This window comes from Nocardiopsis sp. LOL_012 (assembly GCF_048060475.1).
GTDB lineage: Bacteria > Actinomycetota > Actinomycetes > Streptosporangiales > Streptosporangiaceae > Nocardiopsis.
The window spans coordinates 18,711-36,654 of sequence record NZ_JBHMIV010000019.1 but is presented as its reverse complement, the minus strand read 5'-3'; the positions used below and the strand labels follow the sequence as shown (position 1 = coordinate 36,654).

General features: G+C 73.8%; 17 protein-coding genes. 4 read left to right on the top strand and 13 right to left on the bottom strand.

The features are described 5' to 3' along the window. Positions 1 to 8 precede the first annotated feature (8 nt). The 6 genes from ACFHWE_RS14055 to fmt all read right to left on the bottom strand — a co-directional run bounded on the left by ACFHWE_RS14055 (position 9) and on the right by fmt (position 5,089). Positions 9 to 1,007, bottom strand: coding sequence for a phosphatase PAP2 family protein (locus ACFHWE_RS14055; protein WP_416601869.1), 999 nt, complete (start codon positions 1,005 to 1,007; stop codon positions 9 to 11). 188 nt (positions 1,008 to 1,195) lie between these two features. Further along, complete coding sequence (rpe, locus tag ACFHWE_RS14050) at positions 1,196 to 1,867, bottom strand: ribulose-phosphate 3-epimerase (protein WP_416601867.1); 672 nt, start codon at positions 1,865 to 1,867, stop codon at positions 1,196 to 1,198. Between the two features lie 24 nt (positions 1,868 to 1,891). Further along, on the bottom strand, positions 1,892 to 2,362 hold the full coding sequence (locus ACFHWE_RS14045) for a GNAT family N-acetyltransferase (protein WP_416601972.1): 471 nt from the start codon (positions 2,360 to 2,362) through the stop codon (positions 1,892 to 1,894). 34 nt (positions 2,363 to 2,396) lie between these two features. Then, positions 2,397 to 2,546: a hypothetical protein gene (locus tag ACFHWE_RS14040; protein WP_416601866.1), complete on the bottom strand. Its 150-nt coding sequence runs from the start codon at positions 2,544 to 2,546 to the stop codon at positions 2,397 to 2,399. Between the two features lie 47 nt (positions 2,547 to 2,593). Beyond that, the gene (locus tag ACFHWE_RS14035; RefSeq protein WP_416601864.1) at positions 2,594 to 4,063 is read right to left on the bottom strand and encodes an RsmB/NOP family class I SAM-dependent RNA methyltransferase; all 1,470 of its coding nucleotides are present in this window, start codon (positions 4,061 to 4,063) and stop codon (positions 2,594 to 2,596) included. A gap of 90 nt (positions 4,064 to 4,153) precedes the next feature. Then, positions 4,154 to 5,089 (bottom strand): methionyl-tRNA formyltransferase, encoded by a 936-nt coding sequence (gene fmt / locus ACFHWE_RS14030; RefSeq protein WP_416601863.1) that lies wholly within the window; start codon positions 5,087 to 5,089, stop codon positions 4,154 to 4,156. A gap of 228 nt (positions 5,090 to 5,317) precedes the next feature. On the opposite strand from fmt, the gene ACFHWE_RS14025 reads away from it, so the two are divergent. Next, positions 5,318 to 7,384, top strand: a complete 2,067-nt coding sequence (locus tag ACFHWE_RS14025) for a primosomal protein N' (RefSeq protein ID WP_416601862.1) — start codon at positions 5,318 to 5,320, stop codon at positions 7,382 to 7,384. Between the two features lie 21 nt (positions 7,385 to 7,405). Here the strand turns inward: ACFHWE_RS14025 and ACFHWE_RS14020 are convergent, their stop codons facing one another. Together ACFHWE_RS14020 and ACFHWE_RS14015 are read right to left on the bottom strand one after the other, a co-directional pair. After that, positions 7,406 to 7,939 carry a DinB family protein gene (locus ACFHWE_RS14020; RefSeq protein WP_416601860.1) on the bottom strand — a complete coding sequence of 178 codons (534 nt, stop codon included), beginning with the start codon at positions 7,937 to 7,939 and terminating at the stop codon, positions 7,406 to 7,408. Beyond that, positions 7,930 to 8,637 carry an SAM-dependent methyltransferase gene (locus ACFHWE_RS14015; protein WP_416601858.1) on the bottom strand — a complete coding sequence of 236 codons (708 nt, stop codon included), beginning with the start codon at positions 8,635 to 8,637 and terminating at the stop codon, positions 7,930 to 7,932. Before ACFHWE_RS14015 ends, ACFHWE_RS14020 begins: the two co-directional genes overlap by 10 nt. Before the next feature lie 362 nt (positions 8,638 to 8,999). Here ACFHWE_RS14015 and ACFHWE_RS14010 point away from each other — a divergent pair, with 362 nt between their 5' ends. The 3 genes from ACFHWE_RS14010 to ACFHWE_RS14000 all read left to right on the top strand — a co-directional run bounded on the left by ACFHWE_RS14010 (position 9,000) and on the right by ACFHWE_RS14000 (position 12,069). Beyond that, positions 9,000 to 10,298: a CaiB/BaiF CoA transferase family protein gene (locus ACFHWE_RS14010; protein ID WP_416601857.1), complete on the top strand. Its 1,299-nt coding sequence runs from the start codon at positions 9,000 to 9,002 to the stop codon at positions 10,296 to 10,298. Positions 10,299 to 10,329: 31 nt separating this feature from the next. Continuing rightward, positions 10,330 to 11,523 (top strand): acyl-CoA dehydrogenase family protein, encoded by a 1,194-nt coding sequence (locus ACFHWE_RS14005; RefSeq protein ID WP_416601855.1) that lies wholly within the window; start codon positions 10,330 to 10,332, stop codon positions 11,521 to 11,523. A 78-nt stretch (positions 11,524 to 11,601) separates the two neighbouring features. Further along, positions 11,602 to 12,069 carry a nitroreductase/quinone reductase family protein gene (locus tag ACFHWE_RS14000; protein ID WP_416601853.1) on the top strand — a complete coding sequence of 156 codons (468 nt, stop codon included), beginning with the start codon at positions 11,602 to 11,604 and terminating at the stop codon, positions 12,067 to 12,069. A 114-nt stretch (positions 12,070 to 12,183) separates the two neighbouring features. On the opposite strand, the gene ACFHWE_RS13995 is transcribed toward ACFHWE_RS14000, so the two are convergent. From ACFHWE_RS13995 to ruvA, 5 genes are all read right to left on the bottom strand, one after another. Further along, on the bottom strand, positions 12,184 to 14,361 hold the full coding sequence (locus ACFHWE_RS13995) for a RelA/SpoT family protein (protein ID WP_416601851.1): 2,178 nt from the start codon (positions 14,359 to 14,361) through the stop codon (positions 12,184 to 12,186). 623 nt (positions 14,362 to 14,984) lie between these two features. Further along, positions 14,985 to 15,527: an adenine phosphoribosyltransferase gene (locus tag ACFHWE_RS13990; protein WP_416601849.1), complete on the bottom strand. Its 543-nt coding sequence runs from the start codon at positions 15,525 to 15,527 to the stop codon at positions 14,985 to 14,987. A gap of 108 nt (positions 15,528 to 15,635) precedes the next feature. Then, positions 15,636 to 16,001, bottom strand: a complete 366-nt coding sequence (yajC, locus tag ACFHWE_RS13985; protein WP_416601847.1) for a preprotein translocase subunit YajC — start codon at positions 15,999 to 16,001, stop codon at positions 15,636 to 15,638. Between the two features lie 277 nt (positions 16,002 to 16,278). Next, the gene (gene ruvB / locus ACFHWE_RS13980; protein ID WP_416601845.1) at positions 16,279 to 17,316 is read right to left on the bottom strand and encodes a Holliday junction branch migration DNA helicase RuvB; all 1,038 of its coding nucleotides are present in this window, start codon (positions 17,314 to 17,316) and stop codon (positions 16,279 to 16,281) included. Positions 17,317 to 17,325: 9 nt separating this feature from the next. Next, positions 17,326 to 17,937, bottom strand: coding sequence for a Holliday junction branch migration protein RuvA (gene ruvA, locus ACFHWE_RS13975; protein WP_416601843.1), 612 nt, complete (start codon positions 17,935 to 17,937; stop codon positions 17,326 to 17,328). Positions 17,938 to 17,944 lie beyond the last annotated feature (7 nt).

Here is a 17,944-nt window from a genome sequence, read left to right as displayed (position 1 = left end):
GAGATCTATCACCGCACGCCAGAGGCTTGACCGGCACTGGAACGCTGTGCGAGGCCGCTGCGCACGAACGTCTCGGGGGCACCGAAGGACGCCCAGAGGGCGACGAGCGCGTAGACGGCGAACTCGGCCACCGCCAGGGCCAGCCCCGCCAGGTCCCCGAACAGGACGTCCTGGAGCACCAGTACGAGGACGATCACGGAGAGGCCGAGCACGAACCGGGCCGCGCGGGCGGTCAGGGCCCCCTCGGCGCTGTACCAGCCGCGGCCCGCGAGCAGGGTGAACCCGACCAGGCCGCCGAGCAGCGCGCCGCACACGGAGAAAAGCCCGGCGAGTGTGGCACCGGCCGGGTCCGGGGGCACGGCACCCATCCAGTCGGGGGAGGCCGACCAGTCGCCGAGCACCAGGTGCTGCCACAGGGCGGCGGACACGCACGGCAGCACCGAGACGGTCACGGCCAGACCCGCCCAGCGCGCGGTGGGCAGGCCCCGCCACCACCGCACGGCACGGTCCTCCCACCGCAGGACCGCCCACAGCAGCACGGCCCCGACGAGCAGACCGGCGAGGACGTCTCTGACGAAGTGCACACCCAGGTAGACACGGGACACACAGATCAGGGCGATCAGCACGGCGGCCGCCCACAGCCACGGGCGCCGCCCCGACCGCACCCCCAGGTAGCCCCACAGGACGGTCGCGTTCTGGGCGTGGCCGGAGGGCATCGCGAAGCTGGACTCGGCCGCGTGCGCGACCACCCGGTGGCTGACCCAGGAGGGGCGCGGCGCGTAGAGCACCGCCTTGAGCAGGTAGTTCAGACCGGCGGAGGCGATGACGGCGACGAAGAGGCGCGCCCCCGTGCCCGCGTGCACGCACCAGAAGACCAGTGCGAGCACGAGGACGACGGCGCTCTGCGACGCCAGTTCGGTGATGAGGGCGAAGGGGACGGCCGCCCAGTCCCCCAGTCCCTGTACCCAGAGGACGGGTGCGGTCTGCGCCTCGCGAAAGGCGTCCATGGCAGCGTGCAACGCGAAACTCCCCGCTCGCGCCTGGCAACGCACTCACGCCGCGCCGCTCCCCCGGATTCGGTGCCCACGCGGGGAGTACGGAGCCGCGACCAAGCTGAATCGACGACTACGGTCCGCCACTCTAGGGGGCGCGGCCCCGTGTGGCCAGGAGCACACCCGAGGCCGCGCCTGGATCGTTACGCGAGCGGGCTCGCCTTGGCGGCCAGGGCGCGCAGGGAGTCCACCGCCGAGGCGGGGTCCTGCGCGCCGTAGACCGCGGAGCCCGCGACGAAGACGTCGGCGCCGGCCTCGGCGGCGCGTTCGATGGTCTCGGCGCTCACACCGCCGTCGACCTGGAGCCACACGGAGGACTGGCGGCTGTCGAGGAGTTCACGCGCCCGGCGGATCTTGGGCAGGACCATGTCCAGGAACCTCTGCCCACCGAACCCGGGTTCGACGGTCATGAGCAGGAGCATGTCCATCTCGCCGATGAGGTCGGCGTAGGGGTCGACCGCCTCCGCGGGGTTGAGGGCCAGCCCGGCGCGGGCGCCCAGGCGGCGGATCTCCCGCAGGGTGCGCACGGGGGCGCCCGCGGCCTTGGCGTGGATGGTGACGCTGCCCGCGCCCGCCTCGGCGTAGGCGGGGGCCCACCGGTCGGGGTCCTCGATCATCAGGTGGCAGTCCAGGGGGGTGGTCGCCGCCTTGCGCAGGGACTCCACCACCGGAAGGCCGAGCGTCAGGTTCGGGACGAAGTGGTTGTCCATCACGTCGACGTGGAGCCAGTCGGCGGAGGGGGACACGGCCGCCGCCTCGTCGGCGAGGTGCGCGAAGTCGGCGCTGAGGATGCTGGGTGAGATCTGGATTGCCACGCCCGCAGTGTAGCCGTATCCAGGTCAGCCGCTCACGGTGCGGGCCATCGCCAGGCGGGGCCGGACGCGGATCGGCGCTTCGGACTCCCACAGCCGGGCCAGCTCCGGCCCCCACTCCCCCGGTGCCAGCGGCACGAAGGCGCGCCGCGCGTACCAGGGGCCGTTCCACGCCAGGTCGCGGAAGGTGGTGAGGGTGACCCGGCCGCGCCCCTGCCGCGCCGCCTGGGCGCACACCGCCTCCAGCAGGGCCGAACCGATCCCCCGGCGTCCGTGGCCGGGGTGGACGGCGAGCTGCTCCAGGTGGGTGCGGCCGTCCACGGCCGCGGTCGCCGCGAGGCCGCACACGGCGCCGCCGTCGAGGGCGACCAGCACCCGCTCGGCGCCGGCGAGCATCGGCCGGGGGTCGTCGGGCGGCAAGACCACCCCGGCGTCGGCGAACAGCGTGTCGGCGGCCAGCGACACCTCGACCAGGGCGGGCACGTCCCGCTCGGCCATGGGCCGGATCACCGGGTCCACGAGCACTCTCCGTTCACTCCTGCGCCAGGAGGGCCAGGCCCTCCCGCCGGTCGGCCAGGGCCTCATCACGGGTCCTCCCGTGGCCGAGGCCGACACCGGCCCCACCGGCGTCGGCCTCGGCACACCAGATTCCGTCCTCGTCCCGGACGACCGTGTACGGCACGGTCCAGGGGTCTCCCTCAGCCGGTTCCCGGTCCGGAGCGGTCCCGCTCACCCCTCGTCCCGGCGCAGCAGGGCCAGGAACATGGCGTCGGTGCCGTGCCGGTGCGGCCAGAACTGGGCATAGCGCCCCTCCGGGCCCGCCGCCAGTCCGGGCACCTCGTCCAGGTAGTCGGGAGCCCGCAGCAGGGTGAGGTCCCCGCGCCCGTCGAGGACCTCCCGCACGACGGCGTCGGTCTCCTCCAGCAGCGGCGAGCACGTCACGTAGGCCACTACGCCGCCGGGGCGCACGGACTCCACGGCGCTGGTGAGCAGGTCGCGCTGGAGCGGCACCAGCTCCTCCACCGACTGCGGGGTGCGGCGCCAGCGGGCCTCGGGGCGGCGGCGCAGAGCGCCCAGCCCGGTGCAGGGCACGTCCACCAGGACGCGGTCGAACGTCCCCGGCCGCCACGCGGGCGCGGTCCCGTCGGCGGCGATCGCCCTCCCCGCGTCGCGCGGGGCGCGGTGCACCGCGGTGGCCACCAGCCCGGCGCGGCCCGGCTGGGCCTCCGACGCCAGCAGTCGCGCCTCGCGCTGCCCGGCCAGGCAGGCCAGCAGCCCGGCCTTGCCCCCCGGCCCGGCGCACATGTCCAGCCACAGGGCGTCCCGGCCCCGGGCGTCCACCCGGGTCAGCGCGAGCGCGACCATCTGGCTGGCCTCGTCCTGCACGGCCGCCCGGTGCTGGCGCACCTCGCGCACGGCCGAGGGGTCGCCCTCGGCCAGGTAGGCGGCGTAGGGCGAGTAGCGTGCCTGCTCGGCACCGGCAGCGACCAGGTCGGCGGCGCGGGCACGGCCGGGCTTGGCCACCAGCGTCACCCTGGGCCGCTCGTTCTGGGCGGCCAGCAGCCGCTCGGTCTCCACCAGGCCGGTGGAGGAGTGCTCCCCCAGGGTGCGGGCCAGCGCCTTGACCACCCAGCGCGGGTGGCTGTGCACCACCGACAGGTACCCGCTGGGGTCGGTGCCGCGGTCGGGGGCGACCACGGAGATCCACGCCTGGAGGTCGCGCGCCGACACCTTGCGCAGGACGGCGTTGACGAACCTCGCGCGGTGGTGGCCGACCACCTTCCGGGCCAGGTCGACGGTGGCGCTGACCGCGGCGTGGGAGGGGACGTTCGTGGACAGCAGTTGGTGGGCGCCCAGCCGCAGCACGGGCAGCGCCTCGCGGTCCACCGACGCTAGCGTGCGGTCCACGCACATCTGGAGGACGGCGTCGTAGGTGCCCTGGTGGCGCAGCGTCCCATAGGTCAGCTCGGTGGCCAGGGCGGCGTCGCGTCCGCCGATCCCCCGCTCCCTGAGCAGGGCGGGCAGCAGCAGGTTGGCGTAGGCGTCGCGCTGCTCGACGGCGAGCAGCACGTCGTAGGCGGTGCGGCGCGCCGGGTCGCGGGGCCGGGGCGGCTGCCCGGACGGGCCGCTGCCGCCGCCCCTACCGGGCCGGTGGCCCCGCCGGGGCCGACGGTGCGGGGATCGGGACTGCTCGCTCAACGGTGCTCTGCCTCAACGAAAGCCGGGGACGGGGTCCGGTGCGGGGCGGGGCCGAGCCCGTCCACCGCACCGGACCGAGCCTACGGCAGTTCAACGCCCCAGAAGGTCGTCCTCGGTGGGGCGCACCCCGCGCGCCCAGTCGACGGCGTCCATCGCGCGCTTGCCCTGGGGCTGCACGGTGCCCAGCACGACCGGGTTGGTGCTGGTCCCCGCCAGGACACGCTTCTTGTCGACGTGCAGCCGCCCGGGGTCGAGCATGGGGGTGTCGGCGTCGGTCACCGGCCGGACGGGACCCACCTTCAGCCGGGTGCCGCGAAACGTGGTCCACGCGCCGGGGTCGGGGGTGCAGGCGCGGGCGACGCGGTCCACCCGCAGCGCGGGCGCGGTGAAGTCCAGTTCGGCGTCGAGCGTGGTGAGCTTGGACGCGTAGGTGGTCCCGGACGCCTCCTGCGGGACCGGGTGCAGGTCGCCGCGGGCGATGCCGTCGACGGTGCGCACCAGCAGCTCCGCCCCGGCCACGGCCAGGCGGTCGAGCAGCTCGCCGCTGGTGTCGGTGGGCCGCACGGCCTCGGTGAGGGTGCCGTACACCGGCCCGGCGTCGAGCTCCTTGACGATCCGGAACGTCGTGGCCCCCGTGACGTCGTCGCCGTGCATCAGGGCGTGCTGCACCGGCGCCGCGCCACGCCAGGCGGGCAGCAGCGAGAAGTGCAGGTTCACCCATCCGTGCTCGGGCACGTCCAGGGTGCGCTGGGGCAGCAGGGCGCCGTAGGCGACGACCGGGCAGCAGTCCGGGGCGATCTCGGCGAGCCGTTCGAGAAACTCGGGGGCCCCGGCCTTCTCCGGTTTGAGGACCTCGATCCCCTCGGCCCCGGCGAGCTCGGCCACGGGGCTGGCGGACATGCGGCGGCCCCGGCCGGAGCGGGCGTCGGGCCGGGTGACCACCGCGGCGACCTCGTGGCCGGAGTCGATCAGCGCGCGCAGCGACGGCACCGCCGCCTCCGGTGTTCCGGCAAAGACGAGCTTCAACGGTGTCCCCTCCCCTAGGTACGTCTCTCCGTGCCCCGGCCGCACGCCCGCCACACCCGGCGGACGCCTTCGGCGCGGTCGCGTCCCCCGCGGGCACACGGAGAACGGGAACCCGCGATCCCCGCGGTGCGCCCGGGTCACAGTTCTACCAGCCGACCGGGCCGCAGGCGGCCGAGCCCTGTGGACGGCCCCGGCCGGTGTCGGAGCGTTCTGGTAGACCGGGGGGTGATGACCGAGCAGCCCGACGGACCCGAAGGGGTCCTCTTCGACCTTCCGGCCGGGGAGACCCCCCGGTCGGCCGCGGCCCGGGCGCCCCGCCCGAAACCGCGCAGCCCGGCCGAGCGGCTGCCCGTCGCCCGCGTGGCGGTGGACACCCCCCTGCCCCACCTGGACCGCTGCTTCGACTACCGGGTGCCCGCCGACATGGACGAGACAGCCGTCCCCGGCTGCCGGGTCAAGGTGCGCTTCAACAACCGCAAGCTGAGCGGCTTCCTCGTCGAGCGCGCGGAGACCTCCGACTTCCCCGGACGCCTGGCCTACCTGGACTCGGTGGTCTCCCCCGAACCCGTGCTGACCCCGGAGGTCCTGGGCCTGGCACGCGCCGTCGCCGACCGCTACGCCGGCACGCTGAGCGACGTCCTGCGCCTGGCCGTCCCGCCGCGCCACGCCCGCGTGGAGAAGGAGGAGCGGCCCGAGGCACCCCCCTCGCCCGTCCCCGAACCCGTCGACGGCCCGTGGGCGGACTACCCCGAAGGGCCCTCCTACCTGCGGGCCCTGCGGGAGGGCCGGCCCGCACGGGCCGTGTGGAACGCCCTGCCCGGACCGGAGTGGCCCGAGGCCGTGGCCGCCGCCGCGTGGGCGGCCCTGGCCGGCGGGCACGGCACGGTGATCGTGGTGCCCGACGGCCGCGACGTCGCCGCCGTGGACCGCGCGCTGCGCCACCTTCTGGGCGAGGGGCACCACCTGGCCCTGACCGCCGACCTCGGACCCGCGGAGCGCTACCGCCGCTGGCTCGCCGTGCTGCGCGGCAGCGCCCGGATCGTCGTGGGAACACGCGCCGCGGTGTTCGCCCCCGTCCGCGACCTGGGGCTCGTGGTGCTGTGGGACGACGGCGACGACGTGCACGCGGAACCGCACGCCCCCTACCCGCACGCGCGCACCGTCCTGTCGATGCGCGCGCACCGCGCCGACGCCGCCGCGCTGATCGGCGGCCACACCCGCACCACCGACGCCCAGCTCCTCCTCGAATCGGGGTGGGCGCACCCCCTGGCGGCCGACCGCGCCACCCTGCGGCGGAGGGCGCCCCTGGTGCGGACCGCCGGGGACGACCGCGAACTGGCCCGTGACGGCGCCGCGCGGTCGGCGCGGATGCCGAGCCTGGCGCTGCGCGCGGCCCGGGAGGCCTCCCGCACCGGCCCGGTGCTCTTCCAGGTGCCCCGGCGCGGCTACCTCAACACGCTGGCGTGCGCGGGGTGCCGCGAGCCCGCGCGCTGCGACGCCTGCCGGGGACCGCTGGCGGTGCGCGGCTCGCACGCGGTGCCCTCCTGCGGCTGGTGTGGTCGGTTGGCGGGGCAGTGGGCGTGCCCGGAGTGCGGGGTCTCGCGGATGCGCGCGGTGGTGGTGGGTGCCCGGCGCACCGCCGAGGAACTGGGGCGCGCCTTCCCGTACCTGACGGTGCGCACCTCCGGCCGGGGCGAGGTGCTCGCCTCGGTGGCCGACGAGCCGTCGATCGTGGTGGCCACCCCGGGCGCCGAGCCCGTGGCCGAGAAGGGGTACGCGGCCGCCGTGCTGCTGGACGGCTGGGCGCTGCTCAACCGGATGGACCTGCGGGCGTCGGAGGAGGCGCTGCGCCGGTGGCTCAACGCCGCCGCGCTGGTCCGTCCCGGCGCGACGGTGGTGGTCTGTGCCGAGGCCTCGCTGCCGGTGGTCCAGTCGCTGGTGCGGTGGGACCCGGGCGGTTTCGCCGAACGCGAACTGGCCGAGCGCCGCGAACTGGGCTTCCCCCCGGCCGTGGCGATGGCCTCCGTCACCGGGGCTCCCGAGCACGTGCGCGAACTGGTCGACCGGCTGGAACTGCCGGAGGGCACCGATCTGCTGGGGCCGGTCCCGGTGGCGCCCTCGGGTCCGGGGCCGGTTCCGAAGGAGGCCGAACCCGTCGAACGCGCCCTGCTGCGGGTGCCCCGCGGCGGGGTGGGGGCACTGTCCCGCGCGCTCAAGGCCGCGGCGGCCAACCGCAGCGCGCACCGGGACGAGCACCTGGCCCAGGTCCGCGTCGACCCGGTGCACGTGGTCTGACGGCGCGGGCCGGACGGCGGGTCAGTTCCGGGCCCGGTACAGGTCGCGCAGCAGGGCGACCTCCGCACCGTGGTGGATGATCTCGCGGTTGAGGTGCAGCACCAGCGCCACCATCGGGAAACCGGACCACTGGGAGCTCTCCGCGGCGCCCACCGGGGCGGCCATCGCCTCGTCGTCCAGGGCGGCGAGGTGGCCGGTCCAGGACCGGTAGGCCCGGCGCAGCCGCTCCCGGGCCTCGTCGGCGCCGAAGGGCCAGTCGGCGTCGGCCCGCGTGGCGGTGCGGTCGCCGAAGTGCCAGTCGTCCCGCAGTTCCAGGACCTCCACGGTGATGTGCCCGAGCCGCCAGGCGATCGTCGTCACCGGCGGCGGGTCCGGTTCGGGGACGGCGTAGTCGGGCGTGTGCCTGCCGTCAGGCCGCTCGCGGACGGTCCACGCCCCCGGCACCGGCTCCCAGAAGAACTCGTCGTCGGTGAGCCCCTCCAGCCGCGGCCAGAGGGAGTAGTCCCAGTGGAACCGCGACTGCGCCAGGATCTCCCCGGTCCAGTTCACCGCCATCGGCGCGGCCTCCCCTGTCTCGTGTTCACCGTGCCCGGCGCACGGGCCAGCCCGCCCAGGGTCCCGGTCCCGGGCAGGGACACGTCCTCGTCCGGGTAGGGCCACCATCCGATGTCGGCGACACCCGGCTCCAGCGGCACGAAGGGGGAGAAGGCGGCCTCCACCGCCGCGTGCGGCGCGGTCCCGGCCAGGGCGAGGTAGCCGCCGCCGGACATCCGGGTGTGCAGGTCGCCGATCCACGCGGGGGGCGCCTGCGCGGTGAAGGGGCGGGTCATGAGGACGGCGAGGGGCTCGCCGAAGTCGACGAGCCCGGAGGCGGACATGCGGTCCAGGAGGGCGGCCGGAGCGGCGTCCGCGCGGGAGAGGGCGGGCACGCCCGGCTCGGCGACCACCCCCGCCACTCCGGCGGGCGCGACACGCACGACGGCCGCCTCCGGATCGCGCTGACGGACCCGGGCCGCGGTCCCGGGGGCCGGGCACCCCCAGTCGACGAACTGGCGCACCCCGGCGTCGACGGCCAGGTAGTCGATCACCCTGTCCAGGAAGCGCCGGTGCAGGCGGACGTCCTCGTCGGCCCCGGGCGGGGCCTGCCTGGCCAGGGAGACGACGTCCCGGCGCCGCCGGGAGAGCCGCGCGGACCCGCGCCTCCAGAGGGCGCGTGGGAACGGGCTCTCCTCGGGTCGTCGGACTTCCGTCACGGTCACGCTCCCCCAGCCGGTTCGCTCATGGGAGGCACGGCGCTCGGGAACGCACCGGTCGGGTCCGCCTGCTCACGCCCTGCCGTGTTCGTTTCTGTTCGGGCGCCCGGAGAACGGGAACCTTCGGCGTGTTCACTCGTTTCTCGCGAACCCGCCTTCGGCACCCCCGCCAGCCCCGTGGGTGCCCGAACTGTGTTCGTTGTGGACCTTCCGATGGTATCCCCTGGAGGGGTGATCCCCGACACACCCCCTGGTAACACAGATCTCCCCTGGTCAGGTCATCCGACCAGCGGATCGGCGATCGGCCGCGGATCACACGACTACGCCCGACCCCGGGCGCACACCCGCGCGGGGCTCCGGCCATGATCGGATGTCAACGCAGACGACCGCGAGCCGATGAGGTGTGCCCAGACGTGACCGACGCCGAACCCACCGCATCCCTGCCGCTGGCCGGGGTGCGCGTCGCCGACCTGTCCCGCGTCCTGGCGGGCCCCTACGCCACCATGCTGCTCGCCGACATGGGCGCCGAGGTCGTCAAGGTCGAACAGCCCGGACGCGGCGACGACACCCGCGCCTGGGGACCCCCCTGGGCGGCCCCCGCGGGCGACGCCGACACGCAGGGCGAGTCCGCCTACTTCCTGTCGGTGAACCGCAACAAGCGCAGTCTGGCGGTGGACCTGAAGGACCCCGAGGGGCTGGCCGCGGTCCAGGACCTGTGCGCCTCCTCCGACGTGGTCGTCCAGAACTTCCGCCCCGGCGTCGCCGACCGCCTCGGCCTGGGCCACGCCGACGTGAGCGCCCGCAACCCCGCCGTCGTCTACTGCTCGGTGAGCGGCTTCGGCCCCGAGCACGCGCCCGACACCCGCCCCGGCTTCGACCTCATCGTCCAGGCCGAGAGCGGTCTGATGGCCACCACCGGGCCGGTGGAGGGCCCGCCCAGCAAGGCGGGCGTGGCCATCACCGACGTGCTCACCGGCCTCAACGCCGCCGTCGGGATCCTCGGGGCGCTGATGCGCGCCCGCGCCACCGGCCGGGGCGAGCACGTGAGCGTCTCCCTCATCAACTCGACCCTGTCCGGCCTGGTCAACCTCACCCAGCAGGCCCTGACCAGCGGCGCCGAGCCGCCGCGCATGGGCAATGCCCACACCACGATCGTGCCCTACCAGGCCTTCCCCACCGCCGACGCCGAACTGGTCCTCGCCGTGGGCAACGACTCCCTCTACCAGCGCCTGTGCACCGCCCTGGACCGCCCCGACCTGGCCGAGGACCCCCGCTACGCCACCAACCCCGACCGCGTCGCCCACCGCGAGGAACTGGTGGGACAAATCTCCGACGTGCTGCGCACCCGCTCCGCCGACCACTGGATGGAGGTGCTCACCGGGGCCGGGGTCCCCGTCGGTCGCGTCCGCGGCGTCCTGGACGCGCTGCGCACCGCCGAGGTCGCGGGGGACGACGTGCTGCGCACCGTGGACCACCCCTCCCTGGGACCCCTGGAACAGGTGCGCACGGGCTTCCGTATGGACGGCACGCCCGTCCCGCTGACCGCCCCGCCGCTGCTGGGCCAGCACTCCCGGGCCCTGCTCACCGAACTCGGCCTGGACAAGGACGCCATCGACGCGATGGTCGAACGCGGCGCCGTCCAGCAGCCCGACCCGTCCTGACCGCACTACGCGCACTACGAAAGGCACCCCGATGAGCGACACACAGCACCGGCCCGCCGCCCCCGACCCCCGCGACTTCCTCGCGGTGGACGCCGACCTGTCCGACACCGAACGCGACGTGCGCGACGCCGTCCGCGACTTCGCCCGCCGCGAGCTGCTGCCCGGCGTCGCCGACTGGTTCGAGGCCGGCACCCTGCCCGACCCCCGCGGCCTGGCCAAGGCCTTCGGCGACCTCGGCGTGCTGGGCATGCACCTGGAGGGGTACGGCTGCGGGGGCTCCAGCGCCGTCGCCTACGGCCTGGCCTGCCGCGAACTGGAGGCCGTCGACTCGGGGCTGCGCAGCTTCGTGTCCGTACAGGGCTCCCTCGCCATGGCGGCGATCCACAAGTTCGGCTCCGAGGAGCACAAGCAGGAGTGGCTGCCCCGCATGGCGGCGGGCGAGGCCATCGGCTGTTTCGGCCTGACCGAGCCCGACTCCGGCTCCGACCCCGGCTCCATGCGCACCCGCGCCCGCAGGGACGGCTCCGACTGGGTGCTCAACGGCACGAAGATGTGGATCACCAACGGCTCCGTCGCCGACGTGGCCGTGGTGTGGGCCGCCACCGACGACGGCGTCCGCGGGTTCGTGGTGCCCGCCTCCACCCCGGGCTTCACCGCCAACACCATCCACAAGAAGCTGTCGCTGCGCGCCTCCATCACCTCCGAACTGGTGTTGGAGGACGTGCGCCTGCCCGCCGAGGCGCTCCTGCCCGGATCCCGGGGGCTGGGCTCACCGCTGTCGTGCCTCAACGAGGCCCGCTACGGCATCGTGTGGGGCGTGGCGGGGGCCGCCCGCGCCTGCTATGAGGCCGCCCTGGACTACGCCGTGACCCGCGAGCAGTTCGGCCGCCCCATCGGCGGGTTCCAGCTCACCCAGCGCAAGCTCGCCGACATGGTCGTGGACGTCAACCAGGCCAACATGACGGCGCTGCGCATCGGGCGGCTCAAGGACGGGGGGAACTGCCACCACAACCACGTCAGCTTCGGCAAGTTCGCGTGCGTGGCCGCCGCCCAGCGGGTGGCGCGCACCGCCCGATCGATCCACGGCGCCAACGGCATCACCCTGGAGTACCCGGTGATGCGGCACATGGTGAACCTGGAGACGGTCGCCACCTACGAGGGAACCGAGGAGATCCACGCACTGAGCCTCGGCCAGTCCGTGACGGGCCTCTCCGCGTTCCGGTGAGGCGCGGCCCCGCCGGGGTGGCCGTCGGTCCGGGGGGACCGACAGAATGGGGGCATCCGATCGAGGGAGTTGCCGATCATGGTGAACGAACCGACCAAGCGGTTCGAGATGACGCGGGTGCGGCGGACCGCCAACGCCTTCGTCAGCGGCTTCGTCAAGTACGGGGTGTGCCCGACGGAGGTGCACCTGCTGACGACGCGCGGCCGCACGTCCGGTTTCCTCCGGACCACCCCGGTCAGTGTCCTGGACAGTGACCGGGGGCGGTTCCTGGTCGCCCCCTACGGGGCGGTCGACTGGGTGCGCAACCTCCGCAAGGACGGCTTCGCCACGCTGCGCCGGGGCGGCTGGATCGAGCTGGTCAGCGTGCGCGAACTGGGGGCCGCCGACGCCGCCCCCGTGCTGCGCGAGTACGTGAACCACCCGCGCGCTCTGGTGGTGGCCCCCTACTTCGCGTCCCCTCCGGAGGCCCCCGAGGAGTCCTTCGAGGCGGAGGCCGACCTGCACCCGGTGTTCGAGATCGTGCGGTCCACCACCGTGCGCATCTAGGACGGGCGGGGGTCGGGGCGCGTCCGCGAGATCGAGCGCCGAGGTTCTCCCCAGGGCGAAGACCGGCGTCGTTCTTCGCCCTGGGGAGAACCTCGGCCGCAAAGGCGGACCCGGCTAGTTCCTCACGCGGTACACGTCGTAGACCCCGTCCACGTTACGGACCGACCTCAGGACGCTCCCCAGGTGGGCGGGGTCGGCCATCTCGAAGGTGAACCGGCTCTGGGCCACCCGGTCCCGGCTGGTCTGCACGGTGGCCGACAGGATGTTGACGTGCTGGTCGGAGAGCACGCGTGTGATGTCCGACAGCAGCCGGGACCGGTCCAGGGCCTCCACGTGCAGCGCCACCAGGAACATGGAGTCGTCGGTGATCGACCACTCCACCTTGACCATGCGCTCGGTGTCCAGGGTCTTGGCGTTCACACACGTGGCGCGGTGCACCGAGACCCCGTTGCCGCGCGTCACGAACCCGACGATCTCGTCGCCGGGCACCGGCGTACAGCACCTGGACAGCCGGGCCCACACGTCGGCGTCGCCCTCCACCACCACACCCGGGTTCCCGGCCTGGGCGCGGCGCGTGGCGGCCTTCGTGGGCAGCGACGACTCGGCGATGTCCTCGGTGTGGCTCTCCAGCCCGCCCAGGGAGTCGACGAGCTTGCCGACCACGCTCTGCGCGCTGACCTGGCGCTCCCCCACTGCCGCGTACAGCGAGTCCACGTCCGGATAGCGCATGTCCCGGGCCAGGGCGATGATCGCCTCACCGCTGAACAGGCGCTTGACGGGCAGCTCCTGTTTGCGCATGACCTTGGCGATCTCGTCCTTGCCCTGCTCGATCGCGGCCTCTCGGCGCTCCTTGGTGAACCAGTGCCGGATCTTGTTGCGGGCGCGGGCGCTCTTGACGAAGTCGAGCCAGTCCCGACTGGGTCCGGCGTTGGGGTCCTTGGAGGTGAGGATCTCCACGGTCTCGCCGTTGTGCAGCTCGCTCTCCAACGGCACCAGGCGTCCGTTGACGCGCGCGCCGACCGTGCGGTGGCCGACCTCGGTGTGCACGGCGTAGGAGAAGTCGACCGCGGTGGCGCCCTGGGGCAGGGCGATCACGTCGCCCTGCGGGGTGAAGACGAACACCTCCTGCACCGACAGGTCGAAGCGCAGCGACTCCAGGAACTCGCCGGGGTCCTTGGTCTCCTGCTGCCAGTCGATGAGCTGGCGCAGCCACTGCATGTCGGAGGTGCCCCTGGCCTTGCCCTCGCCCCCGGCGGAGCGGTCCTCCTTGTACTTCCAGTGCGCGGCGATGCCGTACTCGGCGCGCCGGTGCATCGCGCGGGTGCGGATCTGCAGCTCGACCGGGTTTCCCGAGGGACCGATGACCGTGGTGTGCAGCGACTGGTACATGTTGAACTTGGGCATCGCGATATAGTCCTTGAACCGCCCCGGCACCGGGTTCCACCGTGCGTGGATGGTCCCCAGGGCCGCGTAGCAGTCGCGGACGCTGTCCACCAGGACCCGCACGGCGATGAGGTCGTAGATCTCGTCGAAGCCGCAGTTGCGGGCGATCATCTTCTGGTAGATCGAGTAGTAGTGCTTGGGCCGCCCGCGCACGGTCGCCTTCAGCTTGGCCTCGCGCAGGTCCCCCGAGACCGCCTCGATGACCTCCTGGAGGTAGACGTCGCGCCGGGGCGCGCGCTCGGACACCAGGCGGGCGATCTCGTCGAAGCGCTTGGGGTAGAGGGTGGCGAAGGCCAGGTCCTCCAGCTCCCACTTGATGGTGTTCATGCCCAATCGGTGGGCGAGCGGCGCAAAGATCTCCAGGGTCTCGCGGGCCTTCTTCTCCCGTTTGGCCTTGGAGGGCAGGTAGCGCAGCGTGCGCATGTTGTGCAGCCGGTCGCACAGCTTGATGACCAGCACGCGGATGTCGCGGGCCATGGCCACGACCATCTTGCGCACCGTCTCGGCCTGGGTGGCCTCGCCGTACTTGACCTTGTCCAGCTTGGTGACGCCGTCGACCAGTTCGGTGATCTCGTCGCCGAAGTCGGCGCGCAGCTCGTCCAGGGAGTACTCGGTGTCCTCGACCGTGTCGTGCAGCAGCGCGGCGGCCAGCGTGGCCTCCTGCATCCCCAGTTCGGCGAGGATCGTGGCCACGGCGAGCGGGTGGGTGATGTAGGGGTCGCCGCTCTTGCGCTTCTGGTCGCGGTGGTGGTGCGCCGCCACCTCGTAGGCGCGCTCGATCAGCCGGACGTCCACCTTGGGATGGGTGGCCCGCACGGTCTTGATCAGCGGTTCGAGCACCGGGTTCATCGTCACTCCCCGTTGGGCGCCGAGTCGGGCGAGCCTCCTGCGGACTCGCACTGTGGAGGGCGTGGTGGAGGCGGGCGGCGTTCGGGGAGGGGCGCCGCCGTCCTCCGGGGCGGGGGAGACGCCGGAGGGCGCCGCTTCCTTCGCGACGCCCTCCCGGCGGTCCCCTCGCGGTCTGTGCGCGGCAGACGCACCGCTGCCGTCCGCGTGTCCTCGCGGCATACCGCCCCCACTCTCGACAGAGGCGTTCGGGAGCTCGTCGCGGGCCGTTACCGCCCCGGTCGAGACCACTTCGCTCGGCATGCCTACCTCCCGCGGATCCGCCCGGCCGCTCGGGTGTCGTCGTCGACGCCCGGCCGGTGCACGTGCGTGTTGTCAGGGCCAGTCGCGGAACGTGGCCGCCGCGGTACCTCTTCCCCCAGTTTAGGGGTAGCCATCCAGCTTACACGGGCTGACGCGGGTGGCGTCGGCCCAGGTGGGCCGGACCGCCCGCGGGTACGGATGCGACGGAGCCCACCGGACGCGCCGCGCCCGGCGTGCGGAATCCGCGCTGGTGAGGAGTGCTCCCGCGGCGGGGACTCATCGCGCGCGGAGCGCGGGTGCGCTCACACGGGCGCGGGGCCCGTTCAGACCGACAGGAGGGTGTGCAGCTCCACGTCCGACAGCTTCTCGCGTCCGGCGAGGACCGAAAGCTCCATCAGGACCGAGAATCCCACGACCGTACCACCCGCCCGGCGGACGAGGTCCACCGCGGCCCTGCCGGTGCCGCCCGTGGCGAGGACGTCGTCGACGACGAGCACACGGCCGCCCCGGGGAATCGCGTCGGAGTGGATCTCGACGGTCGCGGTGCCGTACTCCAGATCATAGGCCTGACCGAGGGTCTCCGAGGGGAGTTTCCCGGGTTTGCGCGCGGGAACGAACCCGGCGCCCAGGGCGAGCGCCACCGGCGCGCCGAAGATGAACCCCCGCGCCTCCAGGCCGAGCACGCGGTCCACACCCGCGTCGCGGAAGGGCTCGGTGAGTTGGCGCACGGCGGCCCCGAAGGCCTCCCGGTCGCCGAGCAGCGGGGTGATGTCCTTGAACACGATGCCGGGCTTGGGGAAGTCGGGCACGTCGCGCACGCGTGACCGGATCAGGTCGGACACGGGGATCGTCGAATCATGGGGCATGCGGGGTCGGGCTCTCTTCCACGTGCTCGCGTGTCCGGGCACGGTGCCCACACACGGCGGTACCGGCCCCTGCGCGGGGCCGGTACCGAAGCGTCCTGCCGGGGCCGGTCAGCTTCCCGGCTTGTCGTCGTCGCCGAAATCGGGGCGGTCCTCCACCGGGGTATCGTCCTCGGCGGGGGTGATGACCTCGCCCACGCCGGCCTTGAGCATGCGGATGCGGGTGCCCGGGGAGATCTCCAGGACCACGTCCTGCTCGTGGATCTCGACGACCGTGGCGTAGATGCCCGCCTTGGTCATGACCTCGACCCCGGGGACCAGGGCGTTGACCATCTGCTGCTCCTGCTGGCGGCGCTTCTGGTTCGGCCGCCAGAACAGCAGCCAGAACACCAGAAGGATCAGCACGAACGGGAACAGCATGCCCAGGAGGCCGCCCGTGGGCTCTCCTTCGGCGGCGAGAGTGTACATGCCCTGCACTGGGGCGTCCTTCCTGACGTTTCGTCGTGTGGCCGACGGCTGTCGGCTCACGACCGCGACGACCACCTGGTCCGTGTCGGCCCGGGCCTTCACGCCGCGGGCCGCACCCGCTGGGGACAACGCCGACGGAGGCCGAAGCGTTCCACCCGAGGGTAAAGAACACACCGCCGCCGTCTGGTGCCTCGTCCCGAACGGCCGTACCCCTCCAGCTTACGTGGCACCGGTCACCGCCGGTCGACGGCCCGGGAACGGTCGGGCAACGGGGACCTCGGCCCGCTCAGGGCTGGGAGGGGTTCGCGGCGCCGAAGGCGGCGTCGGGCGGGGGCGTCAGCCCCATGTGCGCCCATGCCTGCGGGGTGGCCACCCGCCCGCGCGGGGTGCGGGCCAGGAAGCCGGACCGGACGAGGAAGGGCTCGGCGACCACCTCCACGGTCTCGGCCTCCTCCCCCACCGACACCGCCAGGGTGGACAGCCCCACCGGGCCGCCGCGGAACCGGCGCAGCAGCACGTCGAGGATGGCGCGGTCCAGGCGGTCCATGCCCAGGGCGTCCACCTCGTACAGCTCCAGGGCGGCCATGGCCGTGTCCAGGGACAGGGTGCCGTCCCCGCGCACCTCGGCGTAGTCGCGCACCCGGCGCAGCAGGCGGTTGGCGATCCGGGGGGTGCCGCGCGAGCGCCCCGCGATCTCCCTGGCGGCGTCCTCGTCCAGCGGCGCCCCGAGCAGGCCCGCCGAGCGGTAGAGGATGAGCTCCAGCTCGTCGGGGGTGTAGAAGTCCATGTGCGCGGTGAACCCGAAGCGGTCGCGCAGCGGAGCGGGCAGCATCCCGGCCCGGGTGGTGGCCCCGACCAGGGTGAACGGGGCGATGTCGAGGGGGATCGCGGTGGCGCCGGGGCCCTTGCCCACCACGACGTCCACGCGGAAGTCCTCCATGGCGACGTAGAGCATCTCCTCGGCGGGGCGGGCCATGCGGTGGATCTCGTCCAGGAAGAGCACCTCGCCCTCCTGGAGGGTGGAGAGCACGGCCGCCAGGTCGCCGGAGCGCTCGATGGCCGGGCCGGAGGTGATGCGCAGCGGGGCACCGAGCTCGGCGGCGATGATCATGGCCAGGGTGGTCTTGCCCAGCCCGGGGCCACCGGACATGAGGATGTGGTCGGGAGCCCGGCCGCGCCGCTGGGCACTGTGCAGGACCAGGGAGAGCTGTTCGCGCACCCGCTCCTGGCCCACGAACTCGTCGAGCCCGCGCGGTCGCAGGGCGCCCTCGATCCGGCGTTCGTCGCCCTCGGCCTCGGGTGAGACGGCGTCGCGTTCGTGCATGGAAGGCTCCTACGCTCGGCTGAGCTTGCGCAGGGCGCTGCGCAGCAGGACGGAGACGTCGGCGGTGTCCTCGGCCTCGGCGGCGACGGAGGCCGCGGCGGCCTCGGCGTCCTTGGCCGACCAGCCGAGGTTGACCAGGCCGGAGACCACCTGGCCCTTCCACGCACCGCTGGGCTCTGTGGCGGCGGCCATCCCGGGCAGGGGGCCGTCGTCGGTGATGGGCGCGTCGAGCTTGCCGCGCAGCTCCAGGACGATGCGCTGGGCGCCCTTCTTGCCGATGCCCGGCACCCGGGTCAGCGCGGCGGTGTCCTCGGTGGCCACCGCCTGGCGCAGGGCGGCGGGGCTGTGGATGGAGAGCATGGCCAGGGCCAGGCGCGGGCCGACGCCGGAGGCGGTCTGGAGCTGCTCGAACAGGTCCCGTTCGTCGGCGTCGGCGAACCCGAACAGCGTGAGGGAGTCCTCGCGGACGATCAGGCTGGTGGCGACCGTGCCGGTCTCGCCCGCGTGCAGGCCGGACAGGGCGGCGGGGGTGCACCGCACGGTCATGCCGACCCCGCCGACGTCGATCACGGCGGTGTCGGCGCCGCGTGCGGCCACCCGGCCGGTGAGGAACGCGATCATCTGGGGC

Excerpts from the sequence above, each read along its gene's own strand:
- ACFHWE_RS14055 (WP_416601869.1), bottom strand. The coding sequence starts at position 1,007 with ATGGACGCCTTTCGCGAGGCGCAGACCGCACCCGTCCTCTGGGTACAG.
- ACFHWE_RS14045 (WP_416601972.1), bottom strand. The coding sequence starts at position 2,362 with ATGGCCGAGCGGGACGTGCCCGCCCTGGTCGAGGTGTCGCTGGCCGCC.
- ACFHWE_RS14025 (WP_416601862.1), top strand. The coding sequence starts at position 5,318 with ATGACCGAGCAGCCCGACGGACCCGAAGGGGTCCTCTTCGACCTTCCG.
- ACFHWE_RS14020 (WP_416601860.1), bottom strand. The coding sequence starts at position 7,939 with ATGGCGGTGAACTGGACCGGGGAGATCCTGGCGCAGTCGCGGTTCCAC.
- ACFHWE_RS14010 (WP_416601857.1), top strand. The coding sequence starts at position 9,000 with ATGATCGGATGTCAACGCAGACGACCGCGAGCCGATGAGGTGTGCCCA.
- ACFHWE_RS14005 (WP_416601855.1), top strand. The coding sequence starts at position 10,330 with ATGAGCGACACACAGCACCGGCCCGCCGCCCCCGACCCCCGCGACTTC.
- ACFHWE_RS14000 (WP_416601853.1), top strand. The coding sequence starts at position 11,602 with ATGGTGAACGAACCGACCAAGCGGTTCGAGATGACGCGGGTGCGGCGG.
- ACFHWE_RS13995 (WP_416601851.1), bottom strand. The coding sequence starts at position 14,361 with ATGAACCCGGTGCTCGAACCGCTGATCAAGACCGTGCGGGCCACCCAT.
- ACFHWE_RS13990 (WP_416601849.1), bottom strand. The coding sequence starts at position 15,527 with ATGCCCCATGATTCGACGATCCCCGTGTCCGACCTGATCCGGTCACGC.
- ruvB (WP_416601845.1), bottom strand. The coding sequence starts at position 17,316 with ATGCACGAACGCGACGCCGTCTCACCCGAGGCCGAGGGCGACGAACGC.
- ruvA (WP_416601843.1), bottom strand. The coding sequence starts at position 17,937 with ATGATCGCGTTCCTCACCGGCCGGGTGGCCGCACGCGGCGCCGACACC.